This is a genomic window from Clostridium intestinale DSM 6191 (assembly GCF_900130055.1).
Lineage (GTDB): Bacteria > Bacillota > Clostridia > Clostridiales > Clostridiaceae > Clostridium_T > Clostridium_T intestinale.
Genome location: NZ_FQXU01000008.1, coordinates 168982 through 181703, shown reverse-complemented (window position 1 = coordinate 181703; position 12722 = coordinate 168982). Strand labels below are relative to the sequence as shown.

Sequence of the window (12722 nt, the reverse complement as noted above, 5' to 3'; positions counted from 1 at the left end):
ATTTATAATAAATCATCTGAATATACAAATGAAGGTGTTACTGGATTATAAAAATCCGTAATTCCTTTAGGTGGTACAAATATTCTATTCCTGTCATCATCTGAGCCTCTTAATTCTGCTATCTTAGTAACTCCTACGTAAATATTAGACAACTGATACCATGTAGCATAATCTACATTCCCTGTTTGTGGAAGCGAGAATATGCTTTGAAACACTCTTACTGATTCGGCAGTTTTAGCTCCATACTGTCCATCAACACTTACCTTAGGTATAAGTGGATAGTTCTGAGATATTCTATTTAAATATCCTTGTATTGTTCTTACAGGAGTACCAGATGAACCAATTGTCAAAGTATATCCTGGATATGATTTAGGAATTCCTTGTACTTGCTCAGCTGTAGTAAGCTCAACATCACTTCCATAAAAGTTAGTTATTATTTGATAAGGAGTTCTTCCTTGATCACCTAAATATTTACTTCCCCATTGTGTAAGCCATCCTGGACATTGAACTCTAACTCCGTCACAATATTGAGCTAAAAGAGGTTGCCTAGCACCTTGTCTCTTTATATAAGTTGAAAAAATTTCATCTACAATTACGCTTATGTTCTCATATACATTTCTTCCATAATTAAAGGCATGATCAAAAGCTGTTGAGTTAGTTATATCAAATGGCTTTCCTTTTCCTCTATACCATTCAGTATAGATTCTATTTAATGTAAAAGATATTATGCAAAATATATTCGCTCTTATAGTTGTTTCAGGCCATGTTGAATAAATCTCACAGGATGCTACATTTTTTATATAATCGTTATACCTTACTGTGTAGTCTGTACCTGCAGAATTTGGTCCTCCTTGATGAACTATTATAAATTCTGGTACTACTGGTTGAGATAATACTACTCCGCTAGATGGTGGTGGAAGTGGTTTAACTGGATCCTCAGGTATCTTAGGAGGAAAGTTTCCAAAAAGAGTATTGGCTTCTATATTTATTATCTCTGCCCTTTCAGCTCTTTGCATATTTTCATCTAGATTAACTTCCTGAATAGCTGTATTCTCAGGGAATATTTGACATCCTCTTATGAAAACAGGATTAAATCCGCTTCTTTCTACTGCAATATCACATAAACTATATGGCATTAATTCCATAGGTTGTTGAGAATATTCTAAAGGAGGTGCTGTGATATCTATCTCTGGGGTTAGTCCAGAGCTATCAGTTGAAAGTGTATAGGTTTGTGCCTCACCATTTTGAGGCGTAATTGTTATTTTACAATTATCAACAGGTATATATCTTCCTTTTAAAAGACATTGCATTTTTAATCTACCAATTGCCAAAACATAAAACTCCTTTATCATAATTACTATTATCCATTATATGGTTTTAAATTTCATATTGTGCTAAAAGATGTTCAATTATACCGATGACCACCCCTCAAACACTATATATAACATTTTATGTTTTTGGAAATAAATATATAATAAAAAAGATAAGAAGTCAGGAAATTTCTCCATGACTTCTTATCTTTTTATAACTTAATTTCTAATAAATCTAATTTAGCTAAAAGCTTAATTTCTTTACTATTAACAGTCTCAGTACTTATAGATCCCTTATTACTTATTAATAGAATCTTATTTCCATCTAATTTCTTTATTTGTCTTATCACTCTACTATTTTGGTGTTCAATTAAGTATATACCATTAGATTCAATTTCTTTTACAGAATGTACTAAGGCTATATCACCTTTTACTATTCTAAAGCCCATCATATCATTTTCTTCAATTGATATATAAAAAACTTTATCTACTGAATATCCATTTATTTTGTTTGAATGAATAGGCAATTCCCTGTAACCATACTCTTTATCAAAATTATAGTTGTAAATAGGTACCTTTTTTAATACCGAACTAAATGCACTGCTCCAATCTTCATTTACTTCTGATAAATTCATCTTAGGCGCTGAAACAGAAGAAATCTTTTTCTTTGGAGCTTCAATATGTTGTTCCTTTTTCAAATCTTCATCTGTAACAACCATGCTGATATCATTTAGATCTGTATTTAGAACTTTCCCTATTTTAGCTATTAAAGCTTCGCTTATAACTTTTCTACCTAGCTCAACTTCATTAACATACTTCTCTGCTAATCCAAGTTTTTTAGCTAATGCTTTTTGTGATAATCCACTACTTTCTCTAGCTATCTTTATCCTATCTCCGACTCTACTCAACTAAGCTCTTCCTTTCTGCTGACTTCTGTACCACTCTCTTTCTTCCATCAAATGTTCAACTAAATAAGCAAATGTCCAATCTATTGATGTTGGCGTAACTACTGCAAGTATACAGCCTGGTGCTACAGCTCTTATTAGTTTTATCATTCCTTGAAGTTCTTCATCAGTGAAGTTGTTAAATATAACTACTTTTTCTTCTGGAAGTTCCTTATCATTGCTCTCAAACTTATAACCATCTATAATCTCTTTAAGCTTCATATTAGCCATTTCTTTTGAGATAACAATAGTACTATAATTAGGCGCTATCAATGCCTGCTGTGCCTCTTTATCAAGACCATAAATTAATATAGATTTATGATTGTTTAACATACTATTTTCTCCTTGATTTATAGAGTTTGTGGTTCGTCGTATTTTTCTTCAAAAGTATCTACTTTAACTTCTTTCATAACTTGATCTTCATATGGTTTATCACTGAAATCAGTTTTTGCGCTAACTATTTCATCAACCACATCTAAGCCTTCTATAACTTTTCCAAATCCAGCATATTGTCCATCCAAATGTGGAGAGTTTGCTACCATAATAAAAAATTGGCTTCCTGCTGAATCTGGGTGCATAGCTCTAGCCATTGAAAGAACTCCCTTAGTATGCTTTAAATCATTTTTAAAGCCATTAGCTGAAAACTCACCTTTAATTGAATATCCAGGTCCACCAGTTCCAACACCTTCTGGGCATCCTCCTTGTATCATAAATCCTGGTATAACTCTGTGAAATACCAATCCATTGTAAAATCCTTTATTAATTAAGCTTATAAAATTCTTTACTGTATTTGGAGCTATCTCTGGATATAGCTCTGCTTTTATTTCTTTCCCATTTGCCATAGTTATTGTTACTAAAGGTTTAGTCATTTTTAATCTCCTTCCAAATATAAAAAATTAATAAAATACTTAGGTTTATTTAGTTTCATAATATATTATTATATTTTTCTCACCAAATAATTCCTGTCATTTATTAATGATTATATACTATTTTATAAAAATATAAAAGCTATCCAAATGGATAGCTTCGTATGGGCAAATTCTATTAATTAAATGTTGTTCCTTTTACTACTCTTGAATAGTCAGCATAATTTGATAAGTTTTTCACATTAATGTGGTTAATAATAAAGTCTCTTCCTTGGGCATATATCAAGTCATTGAACAAGCAGCATAGGAATGTAGAAGGAATTCTATCAACTCCATCAAAGTCTAGAACTATATCACTTCCAATATTGTCTGATATAACGCTTCTTAGTAATATTGCGTCCTCTATTGCAAAGTTTTCTCCTAAATAATCCATTACTCTTATTTCCATAACAACGCACCCCTTAATATTTTTAATATATTTTAATCTTAATTCATTGCTTTTTTTAAATTTTCTGAATATTTACTTTATATTATTATAATATCAGCTTGCTAGTTTTTTGTCAATATTTTAACAAACTTTTTTCAAAAAAATTTAAGGATTTTAGAATTCCTTAAATTTTTAAAGCTTTATTTTACATTTATTAATGAAAACGATAAATCTATTTTGTCTTTTCCCAAAGTATTAAAAATTTCAATATTCCCTCTGCTTTTTCTATCACTTACTAATTTCATCTCCATTAATTGTCTTTTTAATTCCCTAGAAGTACCCTTACTACCATCAACAATCGCTACTTCATCTCCTACTATATTAGAGATTGCTTTTTTAATGAATGGATAATGGGTGCATCCTAATACAATTGATCCTATTTTACTATCAATATGTTCCTTTAATAAATTTCTTAAAAAATCATCAATTTCTTTGCCTTCTAAAATACCATTTTCTATATACTCCACTAATCCAGGACATGGGAGAGGTACTATTATATTATCCTCTGCATATTTTCCCATTAATTTCTCAAATTTCTTTTCCTTTAATGTAGCATTGGTTGCCATTATAATTATTTTTCCCTCTCTCTTTAATTCTACAGCTGGCTTTAAGGCAGGTTCTATTCCTATTACAGGAATATCCTTGTACTTCATTCTTAAATCTTCTATAGCAACAGATGTAGCAGTATTGCAAGCTACTACTATCCCCTTTACTCCTTTATCTATAAGAAACTCTATACCATTTAGAGTTAACCTTTTTATCTCTATATTTTCTTTAATTCCATATGGAGCATTTATAGAATCTCCTAAATATATAAATTCTTCTTCTGGCATATCTTCTATCGCTTTCTTCATAACACTTAAACCACCTAATCCAGAATCAAAAAAACCTATAGGCCTATCTTTCATATTTTCGCTCATATCATATCACTCCATCAACTTATGTTCTTCTACCAATTATTTTATACCTTTATATACTATAAATAAATACATTTTTCATTATGATTATTTTACATCATTGTGTCTTAATTTTTTCATGTCTAATTATAACTAATTACCTTTCAAATTATGGCTTATTACGATAATTTATAGTATAATTATACATATTCTTAACTTATGAGGTGTTAAAATGAGGCTTATCCCTATTGAATGTGTAAAAGAAGGGTGTTATCTAGCTAAAACTATTTTTGATGAAAACGGTAGAATACTACTGAGAGAAGGGGTTAGATTAACTGATAACCTTGTAAAAAGAATAAGAAGCATAAATATATTTTCTTTATATATAACAGATGAATACAGTAATGGAGAAATTGAAGATATAATTCAGCCAGAACTAAGACAAAAATCTATTAGAGTTGTTCGTGAGACTTTTTCAAGTGTAGAAAGAATATTAACCTCGTTGGACACACAAAATTTATCTTCTAGAAATAAAAACCTTTTAATAAAACAGAGAGAAGAATATTTTGATGACATATTAAATGTTGCAACTGAGTTAATAGAAAATATTTTATCTAATAAACAAATGTTAGTAAATTTAGTAGATATAAAAAGTATGGATGCCTATACCTACCAACATTGTGTTAACGTAGCTGTACTTTCCTTAGTTATGGGAATGTCCTTAAATTTATCTAAAAATGATCTTAAAGATCTCTGTGTAGGTGCTCTTATTCATGATATCGGAAAAGTATTTGTTCCTAAAGAAATTATTATTAAAAACTCATCCTTAACTAACGAGGAGTTTGCTTTAATGAAAACCCATCCATCAAAAGGATATGAGTATCTATCAAATGCTATTAATCTTACTTCTAATTCAAAACTCGTTATACTTCAACATCATGAAAAAGAAGATGGCTCTGGTTACCCAATGTCTTTAAAAGGTGATCAGATAAGTTTACTTGCAAAAATAGTGGCCATTACAGATGTATACGATGCTTTGACTTCAGACAGACCATATCGTAAGGCACTTTCGCCATGTGAAGCTTTAGAATTCATAATGGCTGGCTCAGGAACTCACTTTGACCCAGATTTGGTTGAGGCCTTCACTAAAGTCATAGTTCCTTTTCCTACTGGAACTATTGTTAAACTTAGCAATGGTGAAATAGCTATGGTTGAAGAAACTCCACCTAACTATCCACTTAGGCCAACAATTAAAATACTTAAAAGTTCTATAGATAATGATAGAGTTGGTATTAACATAAATCTATTAACTGAGCTTTCTTTAGTGATTTCTTCAATACAATATGAAATATAATGAGTATCGCAAAACTACCTCGTACGTAGTTAGCGGTACTCTTTTGTGTTTAAATACTATTAATTTTAATTATATAAGTTTATATAATTTTTGCTTAAAATCTCATAAGAATAAAAACTAGCAACTTTAAAAGGATTATTGTTTATTATCTCTTCAGCTTCTCTTAAATCCTCAACTTGGAATATCATAGTTCCTCCATCTTTATTATACTTTCCACCGCATAACAAATACTTACTGAAGGCATTAGATTTACTATTAGATCTGTTATCTTTTATATACCCCTTATTTTCCTTATCTAATTTGTAATTAATTTTAACAAATATCCCACTAGTTTTTTTCATTGTGATTTCCCCCTTATATAATCTCAATCTATTTACATAATAAATCATATGCTTAAACTTTATATATATTCCTAAAAATTTTCTCGAACATATATTCGATAATTACATTTTAACGAACACATGTTTTGTTGTCAACAAAAAAAATTGAGAGTTCTGCATTTTTTTACAAAACTCTCGATGATAATTAATGTGCTATATCAAATACCTCTAAATCTCTATCGCATACTTTTTTTCTTTTTATATCTACTAATGCGCTGAAAGTATCTAAAGCTGTTATTACACCTATATTTCTTTCTACAGCTGCTCTTCTAAGGATAAATCCATCTCTCTTAGAATCATTTCCTTTAGTAGGAGTATTAATAACTAAATCCACTTCTTTATTCCTTATAACATCCATTATATTAGGTTCTTCTTCATTTAATTTTCTAACCACTTCTGCATCTATTCCAATAGTTCTTAAAATACTTGCAGTTCCTTTTGTAGCTATAAATTTATACCCTAATTCGTCTAGTTGTTTAGCAATTTCTAAGAACTCCTTTTTATCATGTTCTTTAATAGTTGCTAAAATCTTACCAGTATTCTTTTTAGCATACATTCCTGCAGCTACCATACCTTTATAAAGTGCCTCTTCTAAATTTCTACCTATACCTAATACTTCCCCTGTAGATTTCATTTCAGGTCCTAAAGATACTTCAACATTTGGTAACTTTTGAGTTGAGAATACAGGAACCTTAACTGAAACTAATTCTGGTTCTTTATATACATCTACTCCATAACCTAAATCTTTAAGCTTTTCTCCAAGCATTATTCTAGTTGCTATATCAACTATTGGAACTCCACTAACCTTTGATATATATGGAACCGTTCTTGAAGCTCTAGGGTTAACTTCAATTACATATAAAGCACCCTCAAATTCTATAAACTGTATATTTATCATTCCTTTTATACCAATTTCTTTAGCTATCTTTTTAGTATAGTTTAGAACTTCATCTTTTATATAGCTGCTTAGATTTTGACTTGGATACATTGTTATAGAATCTCCTGAATGAACTCCAGCTCTCTCTAAGTGTTCCATTATTCCTGGTATAAGTATGTCATCTCCATCTGAAATAGCGTCTACCTCTATTTCCCTTCCCATTAGATACTTATCTATAAGGATTGGATTTTTTTTATCTTTTTCAAAGGCATTTTTTAAATAGTATTTTAATTCCTCTTCATCATGAGTAATTTCCATACCCTGACCGCCTAAAACATATGATGGTCTAACTAAAACTGGGTATCCAAGTTTCGAAGCTTCAGAAATACCTTCTTCAACACCCCAAACACCTTTTCCTTTAGGTCTTACTATTCCTAATTTCTCTAACATCTCATCAAACTTTTCTCTATCTTCTGCCATATCTATTTGATCTGCTGTAGTTCCTAATGTCTTTATATTTTTCTCTTTTAGGAAATTCGCTAGCTTTATAGCTGTTTGACCACCAAATTGAAGTATAACTCCATCTGGATTTTCTTTTTCTATTATATTTAATACATCTTCCTCAGTTAATGGTTCAAAATATAGCTTATCTGACATGTTGAAATCTGTACTTACTGTTTCTGGGTTATTATTTACTATTATAGTCTCTATGCCTAATTTTCTAAGAGCAATTACACAATGAACTGATGCATAATCAAATTCTATTCCTTGCCCAATTCTTATAGGACCAGATCCTATAACCATCACTTTCTTCTTATCTGATACTTCTACTTCATCGTATTGTTCATAAGTTGAATAATAATATGGAGATAACGCTTCAAACTCTCCTCCACAAGTATCAACCATCTTGTAGCTTGGTTTTATATTCCAGATGCTTCTTAATTTATTTATTTCTTCTGGAACTACAGATAACATATCAGCTATACCCTTATCTGAAAATCCCCTTTTCTTTAAATTATGAAGCCACTCTTTATCTAAATCTTCTAGAGTGCTTGCTCTTAATTTTTCTTCTTCCTGTACAATCCACTTTAATTTATCAATGAAGAAAGGATCTATTCCTGTTATTCTAGCAACATGTTCCCCTCTATAATCTCTTCTTAACATTTCTGCAAGTGCAAATATTCTCTCATCATCTGGAGCCATAACCCACGCTCTTAATTCTTCCATACTTGAATTTACAAATTTCTTGTGAAACATAGAATATTTACCTATTTCTAAGCTCCTTATTCCTTTTAAGAATGCTGCTTCGAAATTAGCTCCTATTGCCATAATTTCACCTGTTGCCATCATCTTAGTTCCTAATGTTCTATTAGCTGCAAAAAACTTATCAAAAGGCCATTTAGGTATTTTTACAACCACATAATCTAAGGTTGGTTCAAAACAAGCATAAGTTTTTTTAGTAACGGCATTTTCTATTTCATCTAGTCCATAACCTAAAGCTATTTTGGCTGCCATTTTTGCTATAGGATACCCTGTAGCCTTTGAAGCTAATGCAGATGAACGAGACACTCTAGGGTTTATTTCTATTACTGCATATTCAAAAGAGTTAGGATTTAATGCAAACTGCACATTACATCCACCTTCTATTCCTACAGCATTTATTATATCTATAGATGCAGTTCTAAGCATTTGATATTCTTTATCTGATAAAGTTTGTGATGGTGCTACAACTATTGAATCTCCTGTGTGTATTCCAACTGGATCTATATTTTCCATGTTACACACTGTTATGCAGTTTCCATAAGAATCTCTCATAACTTCGTATTCAACTTCTTTCCATCCCTTTACACTTTTCTCAACTAAACATTGATGGATGGAACTTAATTGCAGCCCTGATTCAAGAGTTTCGTTAAGTTCTTCTTCATTATTTACTATTCCTCCACCAGTTCCACCAAGAGTATATGCTGGTCTTACAACAACAGGATAACCTATTTCTCTAGCAACTTTTCTTCCTTCTTCAAGAGTAGTTACTATTTCACTTTGAATTACAGGTTCATTTATTCTTTGCATCATAGATCTGAATAATTCCCTGTCTTCACCTTCTTTTATAGATTCTACTGATGTTCCTATAACCTTAACATTATACTTTTCTAATACTCCTTGATCATATAACTCAACAGCTAAGTTTAAACCTGTTTGTCCTCCCATTCCTGCTAAAAGGGAATCTGGTCTCTCTTTTGCTATTACTTTCTCTACAAATTCAACCGTTAATGGCTCAATATATACCTTATCCGCTACTTCTTTATCTGTCATAATAGTTGCTGGATTAGAGTTAACCAAAACAACTTCTATACCTTCTTCTTTCAAAGCCTGACAAGCTTGAGTTCCTGAATAATCAAACTCTGCTGCTTGCCCTATTATAATAGGACCTGACCCTATAACTAGTACTTTTTTTATATCATTTTTTAATGGCATTTTGCTACCCCCTACTATAGTGCATATTTCATGAATTTATCAAATATATATTCAGAATCTTTAGGTCCTGGACACGCTTCTGGATGGAATTGTACAGAATATATAGGCAATGTTTTATGCTTCATTCCTTCTATTGTTCCATCATTTAAATTCACATGTGTAACCTCAAATTCTTCTGGAAGTTGTTCAACTACATACCCATGATTTTGAGAAGTTATATGCACTCTATTTTCTTCTAAATCTTTAACCGGATGATTACTTCCTCTATGTCCAAATTTTAGCTTACTAGTTTTTCCACCTAAGCTTAAAGCTAGAAGTTGGTGTCCTAAGCAAATTCCTACTATTGGTTTCTTACCTATCAAGTTCTTAATGTTTTCTATTGACCCTGGTAAATCCTCTGGATTTCCCGGACCATTTGATAAAAATATTAGGTCAGGATTTACAGCTAATACTTCATCTGAAGATGCGTCATAAGGAAATACACTAACTTTACAGCCTCTTTTCACAAAATTTCTTACTATATTTTGTTTTATTCCAAAATCTAATATAGCTACATGTTTGCCAGCGCCCTCTACTTGTTTTACCACATCTGTTGACACTGATTTTACAGCATATTCATTAGAGAAGCTTTGAAGTTTTTCCTGAACATCTTCTAAGACTAACTCTTCTAAGGTTATTATTCCTTTCATTGTTCCATTGTTTCTTAACATTTTAGTTAAAGCTCTTGTGTCAATTCCCTCTAACCCTATTATTTTATTTTGCTTTAGGTAATCTTCTAATTGAAACTCGCATCTAAAATTACTAGGTGATGAGCATTTTTCTCTAACTATAAAGCCTTTAACTTTAATTGATTTTGATTCTGTATCTTCTATATTTATCCCATAATTACCTATGAGAGGATAGGTCATAGTAACTATCTGTCCATAGTAAGATGGGTCTGTTAAAACCTCTTGATATCCTGTCATTCCAGTATTGAAAACTACCTCTCCAACACTTTCTTCTAGATAACCAAAAGCTGTACCTTCAAATATTGTTCCGTTTTCTAATATTAGCTTTGCTTTCATAATAGCCCTCCTAAATAAACTATTAAAGCCAAAAATACACCTTATATTTTATAAAGTCTTTTGTTTTTGCGAAAAGAAAAGGATAATAAAGAGATTAATTAAGTTATAATCTCTCTACTATCCTCCATATATCTAACCACAAAAATGGGTATAAAGACAAAGCTGTTAAGTTATTAATTTTTAATGATACCATAACAACATACTCCTTTCTGGCCTCACAGGACCAATTTAAAGTGTATTCAAACTTTATTTTTAAACCTATTGTATTTGATATGACATACTTTGTCAAGAAGCCAATCAAAACCAAACTCTTGGTACAATACCCATTCCTAAACTTAGAGGATACCTTAAGACTTAATAAAATATACATCTTTTATACATAAATGTAGTATTAAGATGTATAGCCCCAATTATGTTTTATAGCTATATTATATATTTTCCTCTTCATTTATTCAAGCTTTTAATTATATTTATGCTATTATTATGCATAAATATTCCGATTAATGATTTTATTATTACATCTAAAACAATACTATTTTTTCATAAAAATGTTTTCCAATTAAACATAGCTACTTAGAGGATTCAGTATATGTTTAGATTTACACCTCAATATATACAAAAAAAATGGTTACTTCCTTGTTTATAGAAGTAACCATTTTTTGCCTTTAGTCTTAATAAAGGTCTTGTCTTAATTTAAAGCCATCTTTATTATTATCTATTCCACCAATTATGTCAAATAAATTTTAACTATATCACCATATCAACTTTTTCATTTCCTCTTTTTGTAACATATTAAGGTATATAACATATATTGTTTATGAGATTAATTCATAAGGAAGCATTTATGTACATTTCAAAAGACAATTGTAATTTTGATTCTGCAAGTGTAAGATATTTCTCTTTAGATGAGGAAGTTGATGAAGTAGGTGAATTTGAAATGGATGTTAATTATGTAATTCCAGCACTCTTTAGCATTGTTGATTCTGAAGAAGAATTCGGCGGAGATTTTAGAGAACAACAAGCTCCTCCTCCATTTCTAGGGAATCCTATTTCTCAAGCTCCTTTTGACGCTCAAAATCCTCAAGGTGTTCAAGGTCCTATGAGTAAACCACCTAATTTCATTCCATCCAAAAATGATAAAAAAGCCGTTAGTTTAACAAGTTCTGCTCAAACTAAAGCCGTAGATCCAGGGTCTATGAAACCTTGTATACGAAAGTTTGTTTATATTTGGCAAAAAAACGACTACTCCTATTGGTCTTACTTAACTTATGTAGGCCCTAAATCTATTGCTGGGTGGAGATGGGCTGGCTGGAGATGGGTCTATTTCGGTTTAGATTTAAATAGGATAGATAGTTTTATCTGCTATTAGACATGTACATTAATAGATTTAGATGATTAACATTTCTACAACTTAAAATGTTAATCATCTTTTTCTTTTTATCTAAATATCTACTTTTTGGATACATAAATATTGTTTTTCACATAAAATCTCCATGGAAAGTCAACAGCCTCTTCTGCATAGTCAATTCCAACCCTAGTTGTTTCAACTATATCAGATGAATTAATTATATCTCCATCCTCTATATACAGTTCTTTGGATTTAACTAAATCCATAAAATTATGCACCTTCTTATTTATATCCAGAGCTATACACAATTTAGAGGGTCCATTTGTAAGATTTTTTATTTCTTTAGCAGTAAGAGTATCATAGGATTTACGAAATCTATTTTGAGCTATTTTCTCAAGTCCATCTATGGGTTCAACTGCCCTTATAAGTATCCCTTCTGGGGATCCTTTTTCTTTTGAAATGACATTAAAGCATTCATACATTCCATATATTGAAAAAACATAGCTGATCCCAGGCTCTCCATATAAGGGCTCCACCCTAGGAGTCTTTTTACCTCCATAGGCATGAGAAGCTTTATCTATAGATCCTATATATCCTTCTGTTTCTACTATTTTCCCAGATAATCTTACACCATCTATTTCTCTAACTATAACTTTTCCTAATAACTCTTTTGCAACAATCAAAGTATCTCTTGCAAAAAAATCTCTTTCTAGTCTCATAA

At 30.8% G+C, this 12722-nt stretch carries 12 protein-coding genes; 2 read left to right on the top strand and 10 right to left on the bottom strand.

Annotated features, from left to right (window positions below; translation table 11 throughout):
- Positions 1-2 precede the first annotated feature (2 nt).
- The 6 genes from BUA92_RS13655 to murI all read right to left on the bottom strand — a co-directional run bounded on the left by BUA92_RS13655 (position 3) and on the right by murI (position 4527).
- Positions 3-1352, bottom strand: a complete 1350-nt coding sequence (locus tag BUA92_RS13655) for a peptidoglycan-binding domain-containing protein (RefSeq protein ID WP_073020317.1) — start codon at positions 1350-1352, stop codon at positions 3-5.
- Positions 1353-1522: 170 nt separating this feature from the next.
- Positions 1523-2218 (bottom strand): helix-turn-helix domain-containing protein, encoded by a 696-nt coding sequence (locus BUA92_RS13650; RefSeq protein WP_073020315.1) that lies wholly within the window; start codon positions 2216-2218, stop codon positions 1523-1525.
- Complete coding sequence (locus BUA92_RS13645) at positions 2219-2587, bottom strand: DUF3783 domain-containing protein (RefSeq protein ID WP_073020313.1); 369 nt, start codon at positions 2585-2587, stop codon at positions 2219-2221.
- Between the two features lie 17 nt (positions 2588-2604).
- Entirely contained in the window at positions 2605-3123 is a 519-nt protein-coding gene (locus BUA92_RS13640) for a peptidylprolyl isomerase (RefSeq protein WP_073020311.1), read from the bottom strand.
- Positions 3124-3298: 175 nt separating this feature from the next.
- The gene (locus tag BUA92_RS13635; RefSeq protein ID WP_021804312.1) at positions 3299-3568 is read right to left on the bottom strand and encodes an STAS-like domain-containing protein; all 270 of its coding nucleotides are present in this window, start codon (positions 3566-3568) and stop codon (positions 3299-3301) included.
- A gap of 179 nt (positions 3569-3747) precedes the next feature.
- Positions 3748-4527, bottom strand: coding sequence for a glutamate racemase (murI, locus tag BUA92_RS13630; RefSeq protein ID WP_073020309.1), 780 nt, complete (start codon positions 4525-4527; stop codon positions 3748-3750).
- 208 nt (positions 4528-4735) lie between these two features.
- Here murI and BUA92_RS13625 point away from each other — a divergent pair, with 208 nt between their 5' ends.
- A complete protein-coding gene (locus BUA92_RS13625; protein ID WP_073020307.1) occupies positions 4736-5857 on the top strand; it encodes an HD-GYP domain-containing protein in 1122 nt (373 codons plus the stop codon).
- A gap of 65 nt (positions 5858-5922) precedes the next feature.
- On the opposite strand, the gene BUA92_RS13620 is transcribed toward BUA92_RS13625, so the two are convergent.
- From BUA92_RS13620 to BUA92_RS13610, 3 genes are all read right to left on the bottom strand, one after another.
- A complete protein-coding gene (locus BUA92_RS13620) occupies positions 5923-6198 on the bottom strand; it encodes a YciI family protein (RefSeq protein ID WP_073020305.1) in 276 nt (91 codons plus the stop codon).
- Positions 6199-6382: 184 nt separating this feature from the next.
- The gene (carB, locus tag BUA92_RS13615) at positions 6383-9589 is read right to left on the bottom strand and encodes a carbamoyl-phosphate synthase large subunit (RefSeq protein ID WP_073020302.1); all 3207 of its coding nucleotides are present in this window, start codon (positions 9587-9589) and stop codon (positions 6383-6385) included.
- Between the two features lie 14 nt (positions 9590-9603).
- A complete protein-coding gene (locus BUA92_RS13610; RefSeq protein WP_073020300.1) occupies positions 9604-10653 on the bottom strand; it encodes a carbamoyl phosphate synthase small subunit in 1050 nt (349 codons plus the stop codon).
- Positions 10654-11497: 844 nt separating this feature from the next.
- On the opposite strand from BUA92_RS13610, the gene BUA92_RS13605 reads away from it, so the two are divergent.
- Positions 11498-12022 carry a hypothetical protein gene (locus tag BUA92_RS13605; RefSeq protein ID WP_021804306.1) on the top strand — a complete coding sequence of 175 codons (525 nt, stop codon included), beginning with the start codon at positions 11498-11500 and terminating at the stop codon, positions 12020-12022.
- An 80-nt stretch (positions 12023-12102) separates the two neighbouring features.
- On the opposite strand, the gene BUA92_RS13600 is transcribed toward BUA92_RS13605, so the two are convergent.
- The gene (locus BUA92_RS13600) at positions 12103-12720 is read right to left on the bottom strand and encodes a DNA-3-methyladenine glycosylase (protein WP_073020298.1); all 618 of its coding nucleotides are present in this window, start codon (positions 12718-12720) and stop codon (positions 12103-12105) included.
- Between the last annotated feature and the right edge of the window lie 2 nt (positions 12721-12722).

What these genes read in the sequence shown, in the direction of transcription:
- carB (WP_073020302.1), bottom strand. Translation starts at nt 9,589, where the DNA reads ATGCCATTAAAAAATGATATAAAAAAAGTACTAGTTATAGGGTCAGGT.
- BUA92_RS13640 (WP_073020311.1), bottom strand. Translation starts at nt 3,123, where the DNA reads ATGACTAAACCTTTAGTAACAATAACTATGGCAAATGGGAAAGAAATA.
- BUA92_RS13645 (WP_073020313.1), bottom strand. Translation starts at nt 2,587, where the DNA reads ATGTTAAACAATCATAAATCTATATTAATTTATGGTCTTGATAAAGAG.
- murI (WP_073020309.1), bottom strand. Translation starts at nt 4,527, where the DNA reads ATGAGCGAAAATATGAAAGATAGGCCTATAGGTTTTTTTGATTCTGGA.
- BUA92_RS13620 (WP_073020305.1), bottom strand. Translation starts at nt 6,198, where the DNA reads ATGAAAAAAACTAGTGGGATATTTGTTAAAATTAATTACAAATTAGAT.
- BUA92_RS13605 (WP_021804306.1), top strand. Translation starts at nt 11,498, where the DNA reads ATGTACATTTCAAAAGACAATTGTAATTTTGATTCTGCAAGTGTAAGA.
- BUA92_RS13655 (WP_073020317.1), bottom strand. Translation starts at nt 1,352, where the DNA reads ATGATAAAGGAGTTTTATGTTTTGGCAATTGGTAGATTAAAAATGCAA.
- BUA92_RS13610 (WP_073020300.1), bottom strand. Translation starts at nt 10,653, where the DNA reads ATGAAAGCAAAGCTAATATTAGAAAACGGAACAATATTTGAAGGTACA.
- BUA92_RS13635 (WP_021804312.1), bottom strand. Translation starts at nt 3,568, where the DNA reads ATGGAAATAAGAGTAATGGATTATTTAGGAGAAAACTTTGCAATAGAG.
- BUA92_RS13625 (WP_073020307.1), top strand. Translation starts at nt 4,736, where the DNA reads ATGAGGCTTATCCCTATTGAATGTGTAAAAGAAGGGTGTTATCTAGCT.
- BUA92_RS13600 (WP_073020298.1), bottom strand. Translation starts at nt 12,720, where the DNA reads ATGAGACTAGAAAGAGATTTTTTTGCAAGAGATACTTTGATTGTTGCA.